This window comes from Pseudomonas sp. TNT2022 ID642 (genome assembly GCF_028656995.1).
Taxonomy (GTDB): domain Bacteria; phylum Pseudomonadota; class Gammaproteobacteria; order Pseudomonadales; family Pseudomonadaceae; genus Aquipseudomonas.
The window spans coordinates 1-23,713 of the sequence record NZ_JAMDGW010000020.1 but is presented as its reverse complement, the minus strand read 5'-3'; the positions used below and the strand labels follow the sequence as shown (position 1 = coordinate 23,713).

At 61.0% G+C, this 23,713-nt stretch carries 14 protein-coding genes and 3 pseudogenes; 11 read left to right on the top strand and 6 right to left on the bottom strand.

What is annotated here, in order from left to right; translation table 11 throughout:
* Positions 1–313 precede the first annotated feature (313 nt).
* Genes M5G26_RS20680 through M5G26_RS20670 form a run of 3 tightly spaced genes read left to right on the top strand, consistent with a single transcriptional unit; the run spans position 314 to position 4,856 of the window.
* Positions 314–1,486, top strand: a complete 1,173-nt coding sequence (locus tag M5G26_RS20680) for an efflux RND transporter periplasmic adaptor subunit (RefSeq protein WP_038363515.1) — start codon at positions 314–316, stop codon at positions 1,484–1,486.
* Complete coding sequence (locus M5G26_RS20675; protein ID WP_273916344.1) at positions 1,487–3,460, top strand: MacB family efflux pump subunit; 1,974 nt, start codon at positions 1,487–1,489, stop codon at positions 3,458–3,460.
* Positions 3,461–3,467: 7 nt separating this feature from the next.
* The gene (locus M5G26_RS20670) at positions 3,468–4,856 is read left to right on the top strand and encodes an efflux transporter outer membrane subunit (RefSeq protein ID WP_273916343.1); all 1,389 of its coding nucleotides are present in this window, start codon (positions 3,468–3,470) and stop codon (positions 4,854–4,856) included.
* A gap of 259 nt (positions 4,857–5,115) precedes the next feature.
* Here the strand turns inward: M5G26_RS20670 and pvdP are convergent, their stop codons facing one another.
* Positions 5,116–6,735: a pyoverdine maturation tyrosinase PvdP gene (gene pvdP, locus M5G26_RS20665; RefSeq protein WP_150694527.1), complete on the bottom strand. Its 1,620-nt coding sequence runs from the start codon at positions 6,733–6,735 to the stop codon at positions 5,116–5,118.
* A 252-nt stretch (positions 6,736–6,987) separates the two neighbouring features.
* Here pvdP and pvdM point away from each other — a divergent pair, with 252 nt between their 5' ends.
* The 5 genes from pvdM (at position 6,988) to M5G26_RS20640 (ending at position 14,951) form a co-directional block, all read left to right on the top strand.
* Entirely contained in the window at positions 6,988–8,358 is a 1,371-nt protein-coding gene (gene pvdM / locus M5G26_RS20660; RefSeq protein WP_273916342.1) for a pyoverdine-tailoring dipeptidase-like protein PvdM, read from the top strand.
* A complete protein-coding gene (gene pvdN, locus M5G26_RS20655; protein WP_273916341.1) occupies positions 8,355–9,635 on the top strand; it encodes a pyoverdine-tailoring periplasmic protein PvdN in 1,281 nt (426 codons plus the stop codon). Before pvdM ends, pvdN begins: the two co-directional genes overlap by 4 nt.
* Positions 9,636–9,666: 31 nt before the next feature.
* On the top strand, positions 9,667–10,575 hold the full coding sequence (pvdO, locus tag M5G26_RS20650) for a dihydropyoverdine dehydrogenase (protein WP_273916340.1): 909 nt from the start codon (positions 9,667–9,669) through the stop codon (positions 10,573–10,575).
* Positions 10,576–10,721: 146 nt separating this feature from the next.
* Positions 10,722–12,371, top strand: a complete 1,650-nt coding sequence (locus M5G26_RS20645) for a cyclic peptide export ABC transporter (protein ID WP_038365328.1) — start codon at positions 10,722–10,724, stop codon at positions 12,369–12,371.
* Positions 12,372–12,488: 117 nt separating this feature from the next.
* Positions 12,489–14,951 carry a TonB-dependent siderophore receptor gene (locus M5G26_RS20640; protein WP_273916339.1) on the top strand — a complete coding sequence of 821 codons (2,463 nt, stop codon included), beginning with the start codon at positions 12,489–12,491 and terminating at the stop codon, positions 14,949–14,951.
* Between the two features lie 890 nt (positions 14,952–15,841).
* On the opposite strand, the gene M5G26_RS20635 is transcribed toward M5G26_RS20640, so the two are convergent.
* Both M5G26_RS20635 and M5G26_RS20630 read right to left on the bottom strand, forming a co-directional pair.
* Positions 15,842–16,294: a DMT family transporter gene (locus tag M5G26_RS20635; protein ID WP_134176985.1), complete on the bottom strand. Its 453-nt coding sequence runs from the start codon at positions 16,292–16,294 to the stop codon at positions 15,842–15,844.
* 3 nt (positions 16,295–16,297) lie between these two features.
* On the bottom strand, positions 16,298–16,783 hold the full coding sequence (locus tag M5G26_RS20630) for a DMT family transporter (RefSeq protein ID WP_273916338.1): 486 nt from the start codon (positions 16,781–16,783) through the stop codon (positions 16,298–16,300).
* A gap of 113 nt (positions 16,784–16,896) precedes the next feature.
* Here M5G26_RS20630 and M5G26_RS20625 point away from each other — a divergent pair, with 113 nt between their 5' ends.
* On the top strand, positions 16,897–17,832 hold the full coding sequence (locus tag M5G26_RS20625) for a LysR family transcriptional regulator (RefSeq protein WP_273916337.1): 936 nt from the start codon (positions 16,897–16,899) through the stop codon (positions 17,830–17,832).
* Positions 17,833–18,069: 237 nt separating this feature from the next.
* Here the strand turns inward: M5G26_RS20625 and M5G26_RS29580 are convergent.
* From M5G26_RS29580 to M5G26_RS20615, 3 genes and pseudogenes are all read right to left on the bottom strand, one after another.
* Positions 18,070–18,663 (bottom strand): annotated as a pseudogene (locus M5G26_RS29580) (methyl-accepting chemotaxis protein); the annotation flags it as partial.
* Positions 18,664–18,975: 312 nt separating this feature from the next.
* Positions 18,976–19,752 (bottom strand): annotated as a pseudogene (locus M5G26_RS29575) (cache domain-containing protein); the annotation flags it as partial.
* Between the two features lie 194 nt (positions 19,753–19,946).
* A complete protein-coding gene (locus M5G26_RS20615) occupies positions 19,947–21,263 on the bottom strand; it encodes a Na+/H+ antiporter family protein (protein WP_273916336.1) in 1,317 nt (438 codons plus the stop codon).
* Positions 21,264–21,514: 251 nt separating this feature from the next.
* Between M5G26_RS20615 and M5G26_RS29570 the strand changes: the two are divergent.
* Both M5G26_RS29570 and M5G26_RS29565 read left to right on the top strand, forming a co-directional pair.
* A pseudogene (locus tag M5G26_RS29570) lies at positions 21,515–22,804 on the top strand (HAMP domain-containing protein); the annotation flags it as partial.
* A gap of 102 nt (positions 22,805–22,906) precedes the next feature.
* Positions 22,907–23,662 (top strand): methyl-accepting chemotaxis protein, encoded by a 756-nt coding sequence (locus M5G26_RS29565; protein WP_371044236.1) that lies wholly within the window; start codon positions 22,907–22,909, stop codon positions 23,660–23,662.
* Positions 23,663–23,713: the final 51 nt, after the last annotated feature.

Genomic DNA, 23,713 nt, shown 5'->3' with positions numbered 1-23,713 from the left:
CCGCAAACCTGCGGGTTCTGTCCTTGAGCTCACTGATTGACCCCTGCGCAAAATGCAGTAGCAAGATAGTGGCAACTTGAGGTGCGTAATTTATAGTAATTCTCATATAGATTTAAAGTAGTGTTTGTCGTTGACCGACAAATAGTGCTGTTCTATAGCTGTAACTTCGTGTGTCCGCAGTTAAATTCCCCTGCACTTCCATCGTTTACAGGACAGCTCCCCGTGTCTGTCGCACCTTGCGACAGCGTTCAGTGCTGCCCGAACCTGTGTGCCAGCCGAACGACGGGCCGATTTCCACTGGCCGGAACCCTGCATGAAACGTCCCCGCCCCGCCCGACGCGCCCTGCTCGTAGTCCTCTGTCTGATCCCCGTTGTCGCGTACGCCGCGTGGCAGATCCTGCCGCCAGGCCGGGATAAATTCGCCACCGTGCAAGTGACCCGTGGCGACATCGAAAGCAGCGTTACCGCGCTCGGCACCCTGCAACCGCGTCGTTACGTGGATGTCGGTGCGCAGGCTTCCGGGCAGATCCAGAAAATCCATGTCGAAGTCGGCGACGTGGTCAAGGAAGGCCAACTGCTGGTGGAAATCGATCCATCGACACAAAAGGCCAAACTTGACGCTGGCCGCTTCTCGATCGAAAACCTCAAGGCGCAATTGCAGGAACAACGTGCCCAGCACGAGCTGGCGCAACAGAAATATCAGCGCCAGCAGAATCTGGCCGCCGGCGGTGCAACCCGCGAGGAAGACGTGCAGACCGCCCGCGCCGAACTGAAAGCCACGCAAGCGCGCATCGACATGTTCCAGGCGCAGATCCGCCAGGCCGAAGCCAGCCTGCGCAGCGATCAGGCCGAGCTCGGCTACACGCGGATCTATGCGCCAATGGCCGGCACCGTGGTCGCCCTCGACGCCCGCGAAGGCCAGACCCTCAACGCGCAACAGCAGACGCCGCTGATTCTGCGCATCGCCAAGCTGTCGCCGATGACCGTGTGGGCCGAGGTTTCCGAGGCGGATATCGGCCATGTCAAACCGGGCATGACCGCCTATTTCACCACCCTCAGTGGTGGCAATCGGCGCTGGAGCAGCACGGTGCGGCAAATCCTGCCGGTGCCGCCAAAACCGCTTGATCAGACCAGCCAGGGCGGCGGCAGCCCGGCCAGCAGCAGTAAAAGCGGCAGCGCCCGCGTGGTGCTCTACACCGTGTTGCTCGACGTCGATAACGCCGACAACGCACTGATGGCGGAGATGACCACTCAGGTGTTCTTCGTCGCCAGTCAGGCGAAAGACGTTCTCACCGCCCCGATCGCCGCACTGCAAGGCAGCACCAGCGCCGATCTGCAGACGGCCCGGGTGATTGCCGCCAACGGTGACATCCAGTCCCGCGAAGTACGCACCGGTATCAGCGATCGCTTGAAAGTACAGATTATCGAAGGTCTCAATGAAGGCGATCACTTGCTGATCGGCCCGGCTGTCGGCAGCGGAGGCTGAATGCAAACGCCTCTGATCGACCTGCAGGACATCCGCAAATCCTACGGCGGCGGCGACGCGCCTGAAGTTCATGTGCTGCGCGGTATCGACCTGTCGATCCACGCCGGTGAATTCGTGGCAATTGTCGGCGCATCCGGCTCCGGCAAATCGACGCTGATGAACATCCTCGGTTGCCTCGACCGACCGACGTCCGGTGAATACCGTTTCGCCGGGGAAAACGTCGCCGGCCTCGACAGCGACGAACTCGCATGGCTGCGCCGCGAAGCCTTTGGTTTCGTGTTCCAGGGTTACCACCTGATTCCGTCCGGCTCGGCCCAGGAAAACGTCGAGATGCCAGCGATCTACGCCGGCACTCCGGCCGCCGAACGCCACGCACGCGCCGCCGCCCTGCTCGACCGCCTCGGCTTGGCCTCACGCACCGGCAACCGTCCGCACCAGCTCTCCGGCGGTCAGCAACAACGGGTGTCGATTGCCCGTGCCTTGATGAACGGCGGCCATATCATTCTCGCCGACGAACCGACCGGCGCCCTCGACAGCCACAGCGGCAAAGAAGTCATGGCGCTGCTCGACGAACTGGCGAGCCAGGGCCATGTGGTGATCCTGATTACCCATGATCGCGAAGTGGCGGCGCGGGCCAAACGCATCATCGAAATCAGCGACGGCCTGATCATCAACGACAGCGCCCGAGACAACCCCGACGCCCAGACCAGCGCCAACCCCGGCGCCCTGCAAGCGGTCGATCTGCGCAAACGTCTGGCCGAGGGCGCCGAAGCCACCGGCGCCTGGAAAGGCGAACTGGTCGACGCCTTGCACGCCGCCTGGCGGGTGATGTGGATCAATCGCTTCCGCACTGCGCTGACCCTGCTCGGCATCATCATCGGCGTGGCCTCGGTGGTGGTGATGCTCGCCGTCGGCGAAGGCAGCAAGCGTCAGGTCATGGCGCAAATGGGCGCGTTCGGCTCGAACATCATTTACCTCAGCGGCTCGGCGCCCAACCCGCGCACACCACCGGGGATCATCACCCTCGACGACGTCCGCGCACTGGCGAGCCTTCCGCAAGTGCAACGGATCATGCCGGTCAACGGCGCCGAGGCTGGCGTGCGGTTCGGCAACGCCGACCATTTGAGCTACGTCGGCGGCAACGACACCAACTTCCCGGCGATCTTCAACTGGCCGGTGGTGCAAGGCAGCTACTTCACCGAGGCCGACGAGGCGAACGCCGCTGCTGTGGCGGTGATCGGCCACAAAGTGCGGAGCAAACTGCTCAAGGACGTGATCAACCCGATCGGCCAATACATCCTGATCGAAAACGTGCCGTTTCAGGTGGTCGGCGTGCTCGCGGAAAAAGGCGCCAGCTCTGGCGACTCCGACAGCGACAACCGCATCGCTATCCCCTACTCGGCCGCCAGCGTCAGGCTGTTCGGCACGCGCGATCCTGAATACGTGGCCATCGCCGCCACCGACGCACGCAAAGTCAAGGACGCCGAAGAAGCCATCGAGCAACTGATGCTGCGCCTGCACAACGGCAAAAAGGATTTCGAGCTGACCAACAACGCCGCGATGATCCAGGCCGAGGCGCGCACGCAAAACACCCTCTCGCTGATGCTCGGCTCGATTGCCGCGATTTCCCTGCTGGTCGGCGGCATCGGCGTGATGAACATCATGCTCATGACCGTGCGTGAGCGTACCCGCGAGATCGGTATCCGCATGGCCACCGGGGCGCGGCAGCGCGACATTCTGCGCCAGTTTCTCACCGAGGCAGTGATGCTCTCGGTGGTCGGCGGCATTGCCGGCATCGCCCTGGCGTTGATCGTTGGCGGCGTGCTGATTCTCAGCGAAGTCGCCGTCGCGTTCTCGTTGATGGCAGTGCTCGGCGCTTTCGGCTGCGCCCTTGTCACCGGCGTTGTCTTCGGCTTCATGCCGGCCCGCAAAGCTGCCCGGCTCGACCCGGTCACGGCCCTTACCAGTGAATGATCGATCTATGAAACCGCGCCTCAGTTTGTTGACCGTGTGCCTGATCCTCAGCGCCTGCGGCAGCCCCGTGCAACGCCCCGACAGTGGCGTGCAAGCGCCCGCGAGCTGGAAATCGCCGCACAGCGCGAGCAGCGCCCGCAACAACCTGCACTGGTGGACGCAGTTCGGCAGCCCCGAGCTGGATCGCCTGATCGAACAGGCTCGCGTCGGCAGTTTCGATCTCGCGGCCGCCGTTGCCCGCGTACGTCAGGCGCAGGCCGGCACGGTGATCGCCAGCGGCTCGTTGCTGCCGGAGATCAAGGCCGGGCTCAATGCCAATCGGCAGAAACTGCTGCGCGGCAATGGCTACAGCCAACTCGATGCCAACAGCAGCAACAAAGCCGTGGACTACTTCGACACCAATCTCAGTGCCACTTACGAAATCGATTTCTGGGGTGGCAAACGCGCCTCGCGGGACAGCGCACAGTTCACCTTGCAGGCCAGCGAGTTCGACCGCGCAACCGTCGAGCTGACATTGTTCAGCGGCGTAGCCAGCACGTATGCGCAAACCCTGTCGCTGCGCGAGCAGAGCCGCATCGCCGAACTCAATCTGGCCAACGCACAAAGCGTGCTGAAACTGGTGCAGACGCGCTTTGATTCAGGCTCGGCGACCGCGCTGGAACTGGCGCAGCAGAAAAGTCTGGTCGCCGCCCAGCAGTGGCAATTGCCGCGCGTGCAACAAGAGGCCCAGGCAGCGCTGATCAGCCTCGCCGCCCTGCTCGGCCGACCGGTGCAGCAACTGTCGCCGACCGAGTCCTTCGATCACTTGCAATGGCCAGACATCGCCGCCGGCGTGCCCAGCGAACTGCTCAGTCGTCGTCCCGACATTGCTCGCGCCGAAGCGCAACTGGCCGCAGCCGAAGCGGACGTAAAAGTCGCCCGTGCAGCGATGTTGCCGGCGCTGACCCTGACCGCCCAGCTCGGCTCCGGCGCCAATCAATTCGACGATCTGATTCGCAGCCCGTTCTACAACCTGACCGCCGGACTGGTCGCGCCGATCTTCAACAACGGTCGCCTCGGCGCCGAACGCGACAAGGCCACGGCACGCCAGCAAGAACTGCTGGAAAGCTACCGTGGCGCGATCATCAACGGCTTCGCCGACGTGGAAAAAGCCCTCAACAGTATTCGTCGCCTGGACGAGCAGCGGTTGTGGCAGAACGAAGAATTGAATCAGGCCCAGAGTGCTTTCAACATCGCGCAAAGTCGCTATGAGGCCGGCGCCGAAGACTTGCTCACGGTGCTGGAAACCCAGCGCACGCTGTACGCCGCGCAAGATCAGAATGCGCAACTGCGGCTGTCACGGGTGCAGGCGAGCATTGCGCTGTACAAGGCGTTGGGCGGCGGGTGGGCGCAGTAATAGCGTTGCCTGGCAGACCGTTTTCGCGAGCAGGCTCGCTCCCACAATGAATGGCGGTGTTTGCGCAATCTGCGATCAACACAAAAAACAGTGGGGTTTGCCAGCGATAAGGCCAGCACTCCCGACATCAACGTTGCCTGAGCCAATGCTATCGCTGGCAAGCCAGCTCCCACACTGCTTGACGGTGTCGCCGCTACCTCGGGCTGACACCTGAGCCTGTGGGAGCGAGCCTGCTCGCGAATGAACGATGACCCAGCCTTCAAGCCGGGCTGGTTTTTGGCTTCAGATTGCGCGCATACCACGGTCGTTGCGGCACACGGCGGAACAGCCCGGCAAGTTTTTCTTCGTCGGTGATGAAGGTGATACGCAGGGCCAGCTTCATGGTTTCCGGATCCATCTCCACCGACTTGCCCACCTGCAGGCCCGGCGTGGTGCTGCACCCATGGGTGATCGGCCCCAGCCACGGATCATCAACCTCGACCCAACGCCCCGGCGCAAACCACTGCACACCGTTGACCTGCAGGCGGCTGACTTCACCCGGGTGAAAACGCTCATGGGCGCGGAACCAGTCTTCGATGCGATCGTCGATCCAGCCATGAAAATGCCAGAACGCCGGGTTGACGTGGGATGAAAACGGGTCACCGAGGAAGTCGTTTTCAGCGTTGTACCAACGCGCGGCGAAGTCCGCCGGATCCCGTGCAAACGGCACCGGTTGCCCATTGGAAGGATCGCGCGGCACCGAGGCCCAACGCATGTGCAACCAATCATGCAGCCCCAGTTCTACCTCGGAACCAAACTGGCCCAACGTGAGTTTGGCCAGATACGCCGGATCACGGTATTGCGACTCCCAGACCTGGAAGTTGCTTTCATAGGTTTCGGCAGTCTTGATATCGCTGACCCACTGACTGAACTCATCGTCGCCCGCCGCCGTCCACGTTGGCGGCAACGCCGTGCCGTCGTGGTTGTCGAAGTAGCGGGCGAAACCGATGCGATCGCGGATCAACTCCGGCTGCGGCAGCGGGAAATACTCCCAGGACGGCAGGTCCTGCATGGAACGCGCCGTACCGAGCATGTGCCGGTGCATGAAAAAGAAGTCCACGCCGGAGCCATTGCGATCTTTGCGCGGGCCACGGGCATCACGCTCCTTGTCACGCGGCCCGGGCTGCCAGCCGATGCCGCGCAGCGCCTCGCGCTTGTCCTCGGGCAGTTTGTGCCACTTGTCGCGCGTCGCATGCCACAACTGGTGGAACAGACGATGCTCGGGGGAAATCAGCCAAGCCAGCAGTGTCGCGTTCAGCGGCGTGCGCTCGCGAGCTTCGGGAAACAGCTGCTTGACCGCGACGAAGCGGTTGTCCTGCGCGGGCAAATTCAACGGTCGGTCGAGGCGCAGCGCTTTGCCGCTGAGGGTGCCGCTGCCGGCATTGCCGAAGTCGGCCCAGACCTCATCGAGGATCATGTCCAGCTCATAGCTGATCTGGCCATCAGCGCCGATCAGCCGCCAACTCAGCTTCGCCGCATCGGCCTTGGCCAGATCACCGAGAATTCGGTAACGAGGTGTTTCGCCGGAGCGCAAACGCTCCGGCGTATCGAGAAAACCGCACACGCCCCGGCCTTTATGACCGATGTCGAGAAACACCTGCAGGCCTTTCTGCGGCAAGCCTGCAAGGCCCGCGTCAGCGCCTTCGAAACGGATATCCCAGACCCCGCGCAAGGCGTTCGCCAGGCGCTGACCGGCCATGTCCGCGACATCAAAAGAGGCCTCGCCCGGCGTGATCGTCGGATCCGGCTTCGTCCATTCACGATGCCCGAAATAAGCCGCCGGCACGGCGGCGCCCGTCAGCGCCAGGCCTGCCATGAACCATCGTCGAGAAATCTTCATTGCCCTACCTGTGTCAGCCATGAAGCAGGCTTTATCCAAGCTAGAACGTTTGTTGCGCAGGTAAATTTATGTGGGTTTGAAAAGATCGCAGCCTTCGGCAGCTCCTACATGGAACGTATATCCCTGTAGGAGCTGCCGAAGGCTGCGATCTTTTAACCTGGCAACCTAAATTCCACGGCCATCCACTCGTTCTTCCCAGATAGCAAAGGCCCCCGCGCCTGCACCTCAATGGCGAACCCGACTGAGATGGCAATGACAAAACCACGTTCGAAAAAGGCTCTATTCATTGGCCTGCCGTTAGCCTTGGCGATCAGCGCTGGCGCAGGCTTTGCCGTGTGGCAACACTGGTTCAAGGATGACCTCGGCTACCCGGTCAAAGTCATGAAACAGGCGGATGAGTTGCACGAACGCATGCTCTCTTTCGACAGCCATGTCAGCCTGACGCAGAACTTCGGCACCGACGGTCACGAAGCCGACAAGGACGGTGACGGCCAGTTCGATCTGGCCAAAGCCAATCGCGGTCGCCTGTCCGGCGCGGCACTGACCATCTTCGGCTGGCCGGAAATGTGGAACGGCCCGAACGCACCGCACAAGCCAACCCCCGGTTTCGTTGACGAGGCGCGCAATCAGCAGGAAATACGCTTCAAGATCATTTCCGGCATGGTCCGCGACTACCCCAATCAAGTCGCCATCGCCTACACCCCGGACGACTTCCGCCGTCTGCACGGCGAAGGCAAATTCGCGATTTTCATCAGCATGCTCAACGCCTACCCGCTGGGCCACGACTTGAGCCTGCTGGATATGTGGACGGCGCGCGGCATGCGCATGTTCGGCTTCAGCTATATCGGCAATAACGACTGGGCTGACTCATCGCGTCCGTTGCCGTTCCTCAACGATTCCCCGGATGCCCTCGACGGCCTCTCGGATCTGGGCAAGCAAGCGGTCACGCGCCTCAACGATCTGGGGGTGATCATCGACGTCTCGCAAATGTCAACCAAGGCCCTCGAGCAAGTCGCGCAACTGAGCCGCACGCCGCTGATCGCCTCGCACTCGGCGCCACGCGCAATGGTCGATATTCCGCGCAACCTCAGCGACAAGGAAATGCAGCTGATCAAGAACAGTGGTGGCGTAGTGCAGATAGTTGCGTTCTCGCAATACCTGCGCCCGCTGACCCAGACCACGCAAGACAAACTCAATGAGATGCGCAAGGACTTCGATCTGCCGCCCCTGCCAAACCTGGCCATGGCGTTGATGCCCGGCGACCCGATCATTGCCGCATGGTCCGAACAGAAGTTCGGCCAGTACGCCGGTCGCCTCTACGGCATCCTCGAAGAAGAACCGAAAGCCAGCCTCAAGGACCTGGGCGACGCCATCGATTACGCGGTACGCAAGATCGGCATCGACCATGTCGGCATCAGCTCCGACTTCAACGAAGGTGGCGGCGTCAAAGGTTTCGAGAACGTTGGCGAAATCCGCAACGTCACCGCCGAGTTGATCTCGCGCGGTTATTCCGAGGCGGATATCGCCAAGCTCTGGGGCGGCAACTTCCTGCGCGTCTGGGATCAGGTCGAAAAAGCCGCGAAACCGGCGGTGGCGGCTGCACCGGGAAATGCCAAGCCATGAGTAACCGTCGGGACTTTCTCAAGCAGGCCGGAATCGTTGCTGCGGCGTTGCCCCTGGGGGCGAGCCTGCCTGATCTCGCCAGCGCTTCAGCCGCTGCTCCGCTGTCGCGCAACAAATGGGCGCAGTTGCAGCAGCTGTTCGATCAGGATCCGGACTACCTGCATTTCTCCAACTTTCTGATCACCTCGCACCCCAGACCGGTACGTGAGGCGATTGAGCAACATCGCGCGGCGCTCGACAAAAATCCCGGCCTGGCGATGGATTGGGATCTGGGCGTGATCGAACAGCGCGAGGAAAACGTGCGGGTCTGGGCCGCTCGCTACCTGCAGACCAACGCCAAACAGATCGCGCTGACCGGCAGCACCACCGAAGGCTTGGCGACGATTTATGGCGGCGTGCATGTGCGCGCCGACCAGGAAATCCTCACCACCGTGCACGAACATTACGCGACCCACACCACCCTCGCCTTGCGCACCGAGCGCGACGGCACGCGGGTGCGCAAGATTGCGTTGTTCAAGGATGTTTACCACGCCAGCAAAGACGAAATCCTCGCCAATATCGACAACGCCATCCGCCCCGAAACCCGGGTGTTGGGCATGTGCTGGGTACATTCGGGCAGCGGCCTGAAACTGCCAATCGGTGAGATCGGCGCAATCGTCGACAAGCACAATCGCGGCCGCAGCGATGCCGACCGGATCGTCTACGTGGTCGACGGCGTGCACGGCTTCGGTGTGGACAACCTGAACTTCGCGCAAATGAACTGCGACTTCTTCATTGCTGGCACGCACAAATGGATGTTCGGCCCACGCGGTACCGGGATCATTTGCAGCCGCTTCGAAGACGTCAGGTACGTCACGCCGGTTATTCCGACGTTCTCCGAGGCGACCGCGTTTTCCACCACCATGACCCCCGGTGGCTACCACGCGTTCGAGCACCGCTGGGCACTGGACGAGGCGTTCAAGTTGCACCTGCAACTGGGCAAGGCCGACGTCGAAGCACGCATTCACGCGCTCAACAGTTACCTCAAGCAACGCCTGCAACAACGCGCGCAAATCGAACTCGTCACGCCATTGAGCCCGGCGCTGTCTGCCGGCTTCACGTTCTTCCGGGTCAAGGGCAAGGACAGCGACAAGATCGCTGCGCACCTGATGGCCAACCGCGTGGTGGCCGATGCCGTCCACCGCGATGTCGGCCCGGTGATCCGCACCGCACCCGGGCTGCTCAATGACGAAGCACAAATCGACCGTCTGCTGGCCGTGCTCGACAAAGCCCTCTGAGCGCTCCCTTTTCCTTTTAGCGAGACCCGCCATGAACAGTGAACTGCGTCGTTTTCCCCTCAAGACCCTGCCGGCGCTGATGCTCACCGCCCTCGCCGCCGGCCTGCTGCCTGGCGTTGCCCAGGCCGCCACACCGCCGGCGCCGGGCAAGGTGTTCAAGGACTGCAAGGACTGCCCGGAAATGGTCGTCCTGCCCACCGGCACCTTCACCATGGGCACCCCGGACGATGAAGTCGGCCGCGAGCCTGACGAAGGCCCGATGCACCCGGTGACGTTTGCCCAGCCGCTGGCGATCAGCCGCTTTCAGGTACTGCGCGGCGAGTGGGATGCCTACCTCAAGGACAGCGGCTACACAATGCCCGACGGCGACACCCGTCCAGGTCGTGCGTGCAAGGCCGGCATTCCCGATTATCAGGGCAGCGACCCACGCAAACAGTACACCGACAAACATCCAGCGGTGTGCATGGACTTCCCCGAAGTCGAAGCGTACGTGGCGTGGCTGTCGAAAAAGACTGGCAAGCAATATCGACTGGTCAGCGAATCCCTGCGCGAATACGCAGCGCGTGGTGGCAGCAGCGGGCCGTTCCCCTTCCCGTTCGATGAGGGCAAGGAATACAGCATCGCCAAACACGCCAACACTTACGGCGCCGCCGATGGCTACAACTTCACTGCGCCGGCCGGCAGCTTTCCAGCCAACGCCTTCGGCGTGTACGACATGCACGGCAACATCTATGAATGGACGGCCGACTGCTACAACGAAAACTACGTCGGCGCACCAAGCGATGGCAGCGCCTGGCTGAGCGGCAAATGCGAGATCCGCCGTATCCGTGGCAACGACTGGGGCGAAGCGCCAGTGTTCTCCCGCTCTGGCAACCGCAACGCCACCTACACCGACACGCGCGGCGACTGGATCGGCTTTCGCGTCGCCCGCGATCTGTAACGCCCTCGCCCGGCTAAATTAGCCGTCCTGCCAGTCGTTTTACAGGTGAGCGCGAACCGACACGGTGCGCCACCGCCCTCTACGTCATCCAGGCGAAGTCCGCGAACCATGCCGGCCTTCGCCGCTTTTTCCAGCAGGGAACCTCCATGAGCAAACCAACACGCGGGGTGATCAAAGAATTGTTCGCCCTGCTCAAACCCTTTCGGCTGATCGTGACCGTCTCGACCCTGCTCGGCATGGTCGGCGGTCTGAGTGTCACCGCGCTGCTGGCGACCATCAACAGCGTGCTGCACACCGAAGGCGACCTGAGCAACACCGTGGTCGCGGTCTTCGCCGGGTTGTGCCTGCTGGCCCTGACCAGTTCGATTTTCTCCGACATCGGCACCAACTATGTCGGTCAGCACATCATTGCCAAACTGCGTAAGGAGCTGGGTGAGAAAGTCCTCAGCGCCCCGATCGAGCAGATCGAGCGCTACCGCAGCCATCGTCTGATCCCGGTGCTGACCCATGACGTCGACACCATCAGCGACTTCGCTTTCGCCTTTGCCCCGCTGGCAATTTCCATGACCGTCACCCTCGGCTGCATGGGCTATCTGGCGATGCTGTCATGGCCGATGTTCCTGATGGTGGTGGTGGCGATCCTGCTCAGCACGATCATTCAGTACATTGCCCGCGGGCGCGGCATGCAGGGCTTCATGAAGGCCCGCGACTACGAAGACGAGTTGCAGAAGAACTACCACGCCGTGGCTGAAGGCGCGAAAGAACTGCGCATCCACCGCCCTCGCCGCCACCGTATGTTCGTTGCCGGTATCGAAGGGACGGCGAACAAGATCTGCGACACCCAGGTGCGTTCGGTGAACACGTTCGTCATCGCCAAAACCCTCGGTTCGATGCTGTTTTTTGTGGTCATCGGCTTGGCGTTGGGCCTGCAATCGCTGTGGCCGAGCGCCGACAAAGCGGTGATCAGCGGCTTCGTGCTGGTGTTGCTGTACATGAAAGGTCCGCTGGAACACCTGATCAGCACCTTGCCGATTGTCAGCCGCGCGCAGATCGCCTTCCGCCGCATCGCCGATCTCTCGGAGCAGTTCTCCTCACCCGAACCGCACCTGCTGCTCAGCGATCAAGGCCCGAAAAACAACGTTGTGCACAGCCTCGAACTGACCGACGTGTCGTACAGTTTCCCGACCGTGGAAGGCGCGGCACCGTTCCGTCTCGGCCCGGTGAACCTGAAAATCGAACAGGGCGACATCATCTTCATCGTCGGTGAAAACGGCTGTGGCAAGACCACCCTGATCAAGCTGCTGCTGGGCCTGTATGCGCCGCAACAGGGTGAGATCCGCCTCAACCAGCAGATCATCGACGCCGCGACCCGCGATGATTATCGACAGTTGTTCACCACGATTTTCGCCGACTATTACCTGTTCGACGACGTGGTCCAGGGCGATACGCATATCCCGGAAGACGCCAACAAATACCTGCAGCGTCTGGAGATCGCCCACAAGGTCAGCGTGCGTGACGGCTCGTTCACCACCACCGACCTGTCCACCGGCCAGCGCAAGCGTCTGGCGCTGATCAATGCGTGGCTGGAAGAGCGCCCGGTGCTGGTGTTCGATGAATGGGCCGCCGACCAGGATCCGACCTTCCGCCGCATTTTCTACACCGAGCTGCTGCCTGACCTGAAGCGTCTGGGCAAAACCATCATCGTCATTTCCCACGACGATCGTTACTTCGATGTCGCCGACCAATTGGTGCGCATGAGCGCCGGCAAAGTGGTCACCGAGCTTCAACCCGCCTGATTGTGAAAATTTTGTAAAAAAAGTGCGTTGAGCCTTTCCGGTTTTCGGAAGGTTCAACGTCTTATTTACAGTTAATAGAAATAGTTCTCAGTCAACACTTTGAAGAGTAGAAGAATAATGCCCGCACCGCACGGACTCCACCCGCTCGCCAAGGCTCTGCTGATCCGCCGTTCCTTACGTTCCACATTGCCAGCGCTGTGCGCCATGGCCCTCACCTTGCCGATGATCGGCCAGGCGCAGGCTGCGGCGGTGGCGATCAATATTCCTGCCCAGTCGCTGGGGAGCGCTTTGCAGGAATTCGGTCGCCAGACCAACCTTCAGGTGCTGTACAGCCCGGATGAAGTGAGTGGTCTGCGCAGCAGCGCGGTCAGCGGCAATCTGGAACCGACTGCCGCCATCGCGCAGTTGCTCAAAGGCACCGACATCGCCTACAGCGTTGAAGGCAATAACGTCGCTTTGCGCTCGCGCAGCAGCAGCGGCGCCAGCCTGGATCTGGCACCGACCAACATCTCCGCCACCGCGGAGTCGGCCTGGGGTCCGGTCGACGGGATCGTCGCCAAACGCAGCGCCACGGGTTCGAAGACCGATACGGCAATCAAGGTCATCCCGCAGACGATCAACGTCGTCACCCAAGACGAAATCAAGATGCGCGGTTCGCAATCGGTCACCGAGGCCCTGCGTTACACCCCGGGCATTACCGGTGGCGGCTTCGCCGACCGCGTGAAGATTTTTGACGAGCCGACTTCCCGCGGCTTCTCCCCTACTCCGCTGTACCTCGACGGCCTGCACATGCCTTACGGCGGCGGCAGCACCGGCGGTTCGCTGCAGATCGACCCGTACACCCTCGAGCGCATCGAAGTGCTCAAGGGCCCGGCCTCGGTGCTCTATGGTCAGAACCAGCCTGGCGGCATCGTCAACATGGTCAGCAAGCGTCCGACCGCGACACCGCTGCACGAAATCAAAATCGGTGGCGGCAGCTATGACCGCGCCTACGGTGCCTTCGACCTCGGCGGCCCCATCGACGATCAGGGTGAATTCCTCTATCGCCTGACCGGTGTGGTCAACGACAGCAACTCGGCCATCGACTACGCCAGCCAGAACCGCATGATGCTGGCGCCGAGCCTGACCTGGCTGCCGAACGACCGCACCACCATCACCGTGTTCGGCCAGTACCAGAAGGACCACGACGTACCGGAAGCCCAGGGTCTGCCAGCGTTCGGCACGGTCAAGAGCACCTCCAACGGTCGCATCAGCCGCAGCCGCTTCATCGGCGAGCCGGACGTGAACAAGTACCATCGTGAGCAGTTTGTCGTCGGTTACGAAATCGCCCACGAATTCAACGACGTCTGGACCTTCAAGCAGAATGCCCGTTACGCCGATGTCAACGACCAGTACGTGGCGCCACTGCACGGCTATTCGTTCCCGACCAACCCGGTCACCGGCCTCAACGACAACAGCTTCCAGAGCCGTTACGCCGTGGACTGGTCGCAGCACAACAAGGTCTATGGCCTCGATAACATTGCCCAGGCCAAGTTCAAGACTGCCGATATCGATCACACCGTCCTGTTGGGCGTGGACTACTACCACTTCAACTCGAAGTTCCTCGGCCTGTACGACCGCACCGCTCCGGGTATCGACCTGTACAACCCGGTGTATGGCAGCCAGATCAACTTCCGCCAGCCGTACAAATGGGATAACACCATCACCCAGACCGGTCTGTACGCTCAGGATCAACTGCGCTGGAACCAGTGGTTCCTGACCCTCGGCGGTCGTTACGACTTCGCCGAAACCGACAACAAGCAACCCCTGTCCGGCGGTCACAGTAACCAGAAGGACGAGAAGTTCACCGGTCGCGCCGGCCTGGGCTACGAGTTCGAGAACGGCATCACGCCTTACGTGAGCTACGCCGAATCGTTCCTGCCGCAAACCGGTACCGACATGAGCGGCGGTGCGTTCGAACCGACCACCGGCAAGCAGTACGAAGTCGGCATCAAGTACGAACCGACCTTCGTCGACGGTTTCATTCAGCTGTCGGCTTACCAGATCGACCAGGACAACATGCTGACCACCGACCTCAACAACCCGGGGTTCAGCGTGCAGAGCGGCACGGTGCGTTCGCGTGGCGTAGAGCTGGAAGGCAAGGTCAATGTCACGCAGAACCTGCGCGTATTGGCCGCCGTGTCGCGTAACCAGACCAAGTGGCACAGCGCCAACGACGGTCGCGAAGGTCGCACCGTGGCCATGGCTCCGCCGCTGACGGCATCGGCGTGGATCAACTACGACTTCGACATCTCTACTGCCCTGGCCGGTTTCGGCATGGGCCTGGGTGCTCGTTACGTGCAACAAAGCTACGGCTCGGACTATGTGGAAGATTCCTTCCAGGTGCCGTCCTACACCGTGTATGACGCGATGGTTTCCTACGATCTGGAAAAATCGCCACTGCATGTCAAAGGTGTGAAGCTGCAGGCTAACTTGCAGAACCTCACCGACGAGAAGTACGTTGCCGCGTGCAACGGTACGCTCGACTGCTACTACGGTGAAGGTCGTACCATGACTGCTGATGTGACCTATAACTGGTAATACGTTTAGCGCTCACTGAAACGCCGGCATTTGCCGGCGTTTTTTTTTGGCTGATTTGGGCTTGGCGGCCTGTGGGCCGACCAGGCTCTTGCGGTTTTGGGATCTTGGGTTTTTGGTGTATATCCGTTGCTTCGGGTGCTGCCGCTGGCGGTTTCGCTCTTACAGCGAGTCACCTTTTCCAAACGCCGAAAAGGTAACCCAAAAGGCTTTGCCCCTGGCGTACGGCACTTCGCTTAGGCTCAGTGTTCCCTCGCTACGGTGTCCATCCGGGGGCATCGCCTACGGTTTGCTTCGCTGCACCTCCTCTCGATGAATGCGGCTACGCCGCACGGCGCTGCGCGCCTCCCCCCGGATGAACACCTCCGCTCGGCCTGCCGATGGGGCAAAAAAGCCAAAGCCAAAGCCAAATCAAGAGCAAAAGCCAGATCAAAAGCCCCTCACCCTAGCCCTCCTGAAACGTCGGACCGCCCGTAGGGAGAGGGGACTGACCGAGGTGTTTTGGCGGGCTACGCCGACGTGAAATACCGAGTCGAACTAAGGATCTGAAAGGCTCACAAATCGGCTCCCTCTCCTTAGGGAGAGGGCTGGGGTGAGGGGCGAATCCACCAAAAAACCAAAGCCGAACACCCGCTCCTCACCACTCAACAGGATGAGCGTTAGCTCGGCTGCAGCTCTTGATCTGTAAGGCGACATCGGAAGGCTGAGTGGAGGGATTGACCAGCGAGCGGGCCGCACGTAGGAGCAAGCGTTTTTTGCTTACTTTTTTTGGCGTTTGAAAAAAAGTGAGTCGCCGTAAGGGCGAAACCCTAAGTGGCCATTACCGCAGCAATGGATATGTACTCAACCCAGTTCAACCCAGATCAACCCAGATCAACCCAGATCAACCCAACTCACCCAGCCTGACGCGAACTCCGATACATAAACACCAAAGCCAACCCCAAACACACCATCGCCAAAACCCGACTCGAAGAAAGCTCAATCGCCGGATTCCCCAACCAGCCAAAATTATCAATCAACATCCCCATCCCCAACTGCCCGACAATCACCGCCACCGTCGCCACAGCCGTCCCCACAACCGGCACCGCCCCGACCATCACCATCATGTACACCACGCCAAACAGCGCCCCGGTCAACTGCCACTTCGGCACGTCCAACAAGCTCACCGCATGCGCCGGCTCAAAAAACAGAATCAACAACCCCGTCGAAACAGCACCCACGACGAATGTCAGCAAACTACTGCGCAACACCCCTACGCTCTCGCCCAGACGCCCGTTGATCGCCGCCTGCACACTCAACACCGCACCGGCCAATACCACCACCGCCAATAAAATAACCAGACTCATCACTCACCCCCGCGCAATCAAAACCAAAGCCACCACGATCAACCCCAACGCCAGCCAACGCTCGGCATTGATCTTCTTGCGCGTCGCCCCGAACCAGCCGAAATGGTCAATCAACACACTCTTGCCGACCTGACCGGACAGAATCGCGATCATCGTCATGGCAATGCCGATATGCGGCGTCGCCAGGGTCAACACCACCACGTACATCGGCCCCAAAAAACCGCCAATCAATTGCCAGCGCGGTAGATCGGTCAGCGCCGGGCCTTTTTGCGGGCCAGCGAACAACAGCAGCAAAAACAGAATCGCCGAGCCGACCCCAAAGATGCTCAAGGTCGCCCACAGATGTCCGACCTGGACACCCAACGGCCCAAGCAATCCGGCCTCCACCGACAAGCCCATCCCCGCGAGAATCACCAGCGGCAGCAACAACAAGCGCAATCCGGATTTCGTCGCCGGTGCGCTGACACTCACCTCATCCAACGTCTGCATAAACAACAATCCACTCAAGTAAACGATGGCGCGGATTATCGGCTGGCACTGCTGTGCGATAAATGGGAGCATCCGGACAACACTTTTGCGTAACTCGCACAGCAGGACAAACAATGCACGGGCTCAACGAACTCGGATTCAAGGCGCTAAGGCTGTTTGTCGCGGTCCTCGACCACGGCAGTTTCTCCGAAGTGGCCCGCCGTGAAGGCGTGGCGCCCTCCTCGATCTCCCGGCAGATCCAGTTGATGGAACAGGCGCTGAACCAGCAATTGCTCTACCGCCACACCCGCGCCGTCACGCCGACCGAAGCCGGGCGTATGCTCGGTCATCACGCGCGGTTGGTGCTGGTACAACTGGAAGAAGCCGAACAAGCGTTGCAGGAACAGCAAAGCGAACCCACCGGGCTGGTGCGCATCAACGCCCCGGTGGTGTTCGGCCAGCGGCATCTGACGCCGTGGCTGGGCCAGTTGTGCGCGCGCTATCCGAAGCTGCAACTGGATATCCAGCAGACCGACCATTACGTCGACCCGTTGCAGGAAGGCGCAGACTTGCTGTTCCGCATCGGTCCATTACACGACTCAAGCATGCAGGCGCGGATTCTGGCGCCGCATCGCTTTCAGGTCGCGGCCAGTCCGGCGTATCTCAAGCGCCACGGGACGCCGCACAAACCCGAAGATCTGGCGCAACACCAATGCCTGGCCTACAAAGGCGCGACCGGCCAGCAGCGCTGGTTTTTCCGTCGTGATGGCGAGGACTGGACGCCGTATTCGGTGAAAGGCCCGATCACTGGCAACCACGCCGACACCCTTACCCAAGCCGCCGAGCAAGGCCTGGGGCTGGTGATGTTTCCGTCATGGCTGATTGGCGAAGCGGTACGCGACGGCACGCTGGTGCCGGTGCTGGGGGAATATCAGGTGTCGAACAGTCTGGAGCCGCAGCAGATTGCGGTGTTGTGGCCGGGGAGCCGCAGGTTGTCGGTGAAGGTGCGGACGGTGATTGATTTCTTTATTGAATGCTTTGGTGAAGTGCCCTATTGGGATCGTCCCTGAAAGCTGAAAATCAAAAGCCCCTCACCCTAGCCCTCCCGAAACGTCGGACCGCCCGTAGGGAGAGGGGACTGATTGGGGGATATTGCAGGCTTGCACCGACCTGAAAGCTCTGCTGGGAATCCATAATCGACTCGATTCCTCAGGTCGATGGATGACGCAAGACACCTCGGTCACTCCCCTCTCCCTATGGGCGGTCCGACGTTTCGGGAGGGTTAGGGTGAGGGGCTTTTCAGGCGGTCAGATCCGGAACTGCCCGACGAGTTTGCCAAGGCGCTGCCCCAGCTCCGCCAAACTACGCGATGTCTGCGCACCCAACTGCGTTTCATCGGCCACGCTGTCCACCGCCACCGCAATCTGATGCACGCTGCGATTGATCTCTTCCGCCACCGCCGTCTGCTCTTCCGCCGCACTGGCAATCTGCGCGTTCATCGAGTTGATCGTCGCAATCAACTCCGCCATCGCATCCAGCGATGCCCCGGCCTGATTGGCTTGCTGTGAGGTGCCGTCACCCGCTTCGCTAGAACGGCGCATCGCCTCGACCGCCGACTGCGTACCGGCCTGCAAACGATCAATCATCCCTTGAATTTCCTGAGTGCTGATCTGCGTACGACTGGCCAACGCCCGCACCTCATCCGCCACCACGGCAAAGCCGCGCCCGGCTTCACCGGCCCGCGCCGCTTCAATCGCTGCGTTCAGTGCCAGCAGATTGGTCTGCTCGGCAATCGAACGAATCACCCCGAGCACGCCAACAATCGACGTCACGTCCTGCTGCAGGCTGTCGAGCGACACGCCGCTGCTGCGGATGTCATCGACCAGCGCATGGATCTGTTTGATGCTGCCGGCCACCACGCGCTTGGCGCTCTGGCCTTCTTCGTCGGTCTGCTGGGCGGCGACAGCAGCGTTCTGCGCGCTCTTTGCTACTTCTTGTGCGGCGGCGGACATTTCATTGATGGCGGTGGCGACCTGATCGGTTTCGTGACGCTGACGCTCCATCGCCTGATCCGAACGCTGGGCCTGATCGGACACCTGCGTCACCAGCCCGGTCAGTTGCGTAGTCATCTCGGTGATCTGCCGCACCAAGCCATGGATCTTGTCGACGAAGCGGTTGAACGAGCCGGCCAGTTCGCCGAGTTCGTCCTGGCTGGTGATGTTCAGGCGGCGCGTGAGGTCGCCCTCGCCCGCTGCGATGTCGTCGAGATTGGCTTTCATCAGGGTCAACGGACGCAAAATGGTATTGGCCAGCAGCATCCCCGCCGCCGCGATCACCAACAGCACCACCACTGCCACGCCGACGATGCTCAGCACCACGCCTTGCATGCGTTCCTGCACTTGGGCTTCGACCTGTGCGACTTGCGCTTCAATGCCGTCGAGGTTGACCGACGTACCGACCGCCATGTCCCATTTCGCCAGATATTCGGTGTAGCCGAGTTTCGGCACCAGCACCTTGGCATTACCCGGCAACGGCGAGCTGTACTGCAGATAGTGCGTGCCGTCCTTCGCCACTTTCACAAGACCGAGATTGACGTAGACGCCGTTCGGATCGCGGTTGTCCTTGAAGCTTTTGCCCACGCCTTCGGGGTCATTGGCCTTGAACAGGCGCACGGTCTCGGAGTCGTAGCCGAAGAAGTAGCCGTCCTTGCCGTAGCGAATACCCGAAAGCAATTTGATCGCCTGCGCCCGCGCCTCAACGTCACCCGGCGCGGCCGCGTCGTACAGCGGTTTGATCGTGGTCATGGCCACGGCGACGTAACTTTGCAGGGTGGCTTTGGCGTCGCCGAGCAGGCGTTCGCGGGTCTGTTCGACCTCTTTGTGCGCCTGTTCCTGAAGGATGAACAGCGTGGTCAGACTGATGACCAGCGCAAAGAGCAACACCGGAAGAACGGCGAGGGACAGGACTTTAGCCTTGAGGCTCAGGCGCATTGTGGGAGCTCACTCTTTTGGTTTTATTGGCGTGGTTAAAGGCTTTAACGGCACGTCATTGCAAAAGTTGAGTCTGCAGACATTGCATCTACCTGTGGGAGCGGGCTTGCCCGCGATGGCGGTGTGTCTGACACATAAATATTGAATGTGCCGACGCCATCGCTGGCAAGCCAGCTCCCACAGGTTTCAGGGGTTCAGAGGACCATCGCGGCCACCCAGCCGAACGCCAGCAACGGCAGATTGTAGTGCAGGAACGTCGGCACCACGGTGTCCCAGATGTGGTGATGCTGGCCGTCGATGTTCAGGCCGGAGGTCGGGCCGAGGGTCGAATCCGAGGCTGGCGAACCGGCGTCGCCCAACGCACCTGCGGTGCCGACGATGCATACGATAGCAATCGGGCTGAACCCGAGCTGCACGCACAGCGGCACGAAAATCGCCGCCAGAATAGGCACCGTGGAAAACGACGAACCGATGCCCATGGTCACCAGCAACCCGACCAGCAGCATCAACAACGCGCCGATGCCCTTGCTGTGATTGATCCACGATGCCGAGGATTCAACCAGCGTCTGCACTTCGCCAGTGGCCTTCATCACCTCGGCAAACCCGGAGGCGGCGATCATGATGAAGCCGATCATCGCCATCATCTTCATGCCCTCGGTGAAGAGGTCATCGGTCTCGCGCCATTTCACAATGCCCGACACCGAGAAGATCAGGAAACCGACCAGCGCCCCGATAATCATCGAGTCCAGCAGCAGTTGCACGATGAACGCAGCAGCAATCGCCACACCGGCAATCATCAGGCTCAGCGGGTTGTACTGCACCGCCACTTGCTCGACCTGCTCAATCTTCGCCAGGTCGTATACGCGCCGCTTGCGATAAGTGATGAACGCCATCGCCAGGCCGAAGACCATGCCCAGCGCCGGAATGCCCATGGCGTGGGTGACATTGATGCCACTGATATCGACACCGCTACGGGCAACGTTGGCCAGCAGGATTTCATTGAGGAAGATGTTGCCGAAGCCCACCGGCAGGAACATGTACGGTGTGATCAGACCGAACGTCATGACGCAGGCGATCAAGCGGCGATCAAGTTGCAACTTGGTCAGCACATATAGAAGCGGCGGCACCAGCAGCGGAATGAACGCAATGTGGATCGGCAGAATGTTCTGCGAGGCAATCGCCACCATCCACAACAGGCCGATCAGCAGCCATTTGACGCTGCCACCGCCGGTCGCGTGCTGACGATCGACCATCGCCAGCGCTTTGTCAGCCAGCGCATGAGCCAGGCCGGACTTGGCAATCGCCACGGCGAAAGCACCAAGCAAGGCGTAGGACAACGCCACGGTCGCGCCGCCGCCCAGGCCGCTGTTGAACGCCTTGAGCGTGGCGTCGATGCCCAGACCACCGGTCAGGCCGCCGACCAGTGCGCCGACGATCAGGGCGATCACCACGTGCACGCGGGACAGGCTGAGAATCAGCATGACGCCGACTGCCGCTATGACTGCATTCATTTCACTACCTCAAAAAACACTGCGGTGGAAAACACACCGCCAGACAGGATGAGTCCGCCAAAGCTTGATCGGCGGATTTGCAAAGAGGGTCTTATTAGAAGGGCGCGCACTGTGCCGCAGAGTGGCGGCGGTGTCAAAGCGAGCGCTCCCGGGTGCGTCAATCCGCCATATTGTGTTTCAAGGATAAAGAAAGCCGAAACGCGGCCGTTACAGTGCAAAGTCTCAGATATTTATCGAATAAGGACGTCTCCATGTCGCTCAGACAACTTTCCATCCAATGGAAAATCACCCTGCTCGCCGGCCTGTGCCTGGCCGGTATCGTGACCCTGTTGGTGGGTCTTTCGCTGTATCGCATGGAGCACAGTTCTGAACTGGTGAAAGCTTCGAGCATGGAAATGCTCACCGAGTCGGCGCAAGCGCGCATCGAGTCGCAAGGTGAAGTGCAGGCTGCCGGCATTCGCCAGCAGTTCATGGACGCCTATCAGTACGGCCACGGTTTCTCGCGGCAAGTGCTGTTCCTGCGTGAACAGGCCGAAAAGCGCTTCCTCGATGCTTTCGATCTGCGTGAAGACATGACCCGTCAGGTCAAATCGGCGTTGCAAGCCAACCCGGACCTGCTCGGCCTGTCATTGGTGTTCGAAGCCAACGCGCTGGACGGCAAGGACGAGTTGTTCGCCGGCCAGGCTGAACTGGGCAGCAACGACAAGGGCCGTTTCGCCCTGTACTGGTCGCAGCCAACACCGGGTAAAGTTACCTCGATGGCCCTGCCGGAAAGCGACATGGCCGACACCAGCACCGGCCCCAGCGGTCAAGCGGCCAACGCCTGGTTCACCTGCCCACGCGCCACGCTCAAGCCGTGTGTGATCGAACCGTACTTCTATGTGATCGACGGGCAAAACGTGCTGATGACCAGCATCGTCTTCCCGCTGATGGTCAACGGCAAAGTCATCGCCTCGCTGTCGGTCGACATCAACCTCAACAGCCTGCAAGCGATCAGTCAGGGTGCGAGCAAGAAGCTCTATGACGGCCAGACCGCCGTGAGCATCATCAGCCCCGCCGGCCTGCTCGCCGGTCACAGCCGGGATGCCGGCAAGCTCAGCCAGCGTCTGGACGCGGTGGATAAAACCAGCGGCGCCGAACTGCTGAGCAAACTCGCTTCCAGCACCAATGTGAGCAGCCTGCACAGCAACGGCCAGTTGAAAGTGCTGTCGCCGTTCCAGCCGATTCCGGGTGGTCCGTCGTGGGGCGTGCTGCTCGATGTGCCGGAAAAAGTCTTGGTCAGCCGCGCCGAAGCGCTCAAGCAACAACTGGACGCCAGCAACAACTCGGGCACACTGATCGAGCTGGGTCTCGGCGTGCTGGCCGCATTGATCGGCTTGCTGCTGGTGTGGCTGATGGCGCGTAGCGTGACCAAACCGATCCTCGGTGTGGCGCAAATGCTCGAAGACATCGCCAGCGGCGAAGGCGATCTGACCCGTCGTCTGGCCTACGACAAGCAGGACGAACTCGGGCAACTGGCCGGATGGTTCAACAAGTTCCTCGACAAGTTGCAGCCGATCATCGCCGAAGTGAAACGCTCGGTGCAGGACGCGCGCAACACCGCCGACCAGTCCTCAGCGATTGCCACCCAGACCAGCGCCGGTATGGAACAGCAATACCGTCAGGTCGATCAGGTCGCCACCGCGTCCCATGAAATGAGCGCCACCGCGCAAGACGTCGCCCGCAGCGCCGCGCAGGCTGCCGAAGCCGCCAAGGATGCTGATCGCGCCACCCGCCAGGGCCTGACCGTGATCGACCGCACCACCGCGAGCATCGACACCCTCGCCGCCGATATGAGCGCTGCGATGGTGCAGGTCGAAGGACTGGCGGCGAATAGCGAGAAGATCGGCGCGGTGCTGGAAACCATTCGTGCCATCGCCGAACAGACCAACCTGCTGGCGCTCAACGCCGCCATCGAAGCGGCGCGTGCCGGTGAGGCCGGACGTGGTTTTGCCGTGGTCGCCGATGAAGTACGCAACCTCGCCCGCCGCACACAGGAGTCGGTGGAGGAAACCCGTCAGGTCATCGAGCAGTTGCAGAGCGGCACGCAGGATGTGGTTGGTTCGATGGGCAACAGCCATCGTCAGGCACAAGGTAGCGTTGAACAGGTTGGCCAAGCGGTGACTGCGCTGCGTCAGATTGGTGATGCAGTGACGGTGATCAGCGACATGAACCTGCAGATTGCCAGCGCGGCGGAAGAGCAGAGCGCGGTGGCCGAGGAGATCAATAACAACGTGGCGACGATCCGTGATGTAACGGAGTCGTTGTCCGGGCAGGCGAATGAGTCGGCGCGGGTGAGTCAGTCGCTCAATAGTCTGGCGAATCAGCAGCAGAGTTTGATGGATCAGTTTCGGGTGTGATTCGCAGGTTGTGGGGTGTCAGTGGGATTCCCCCCTCACCTGATCTGGCTT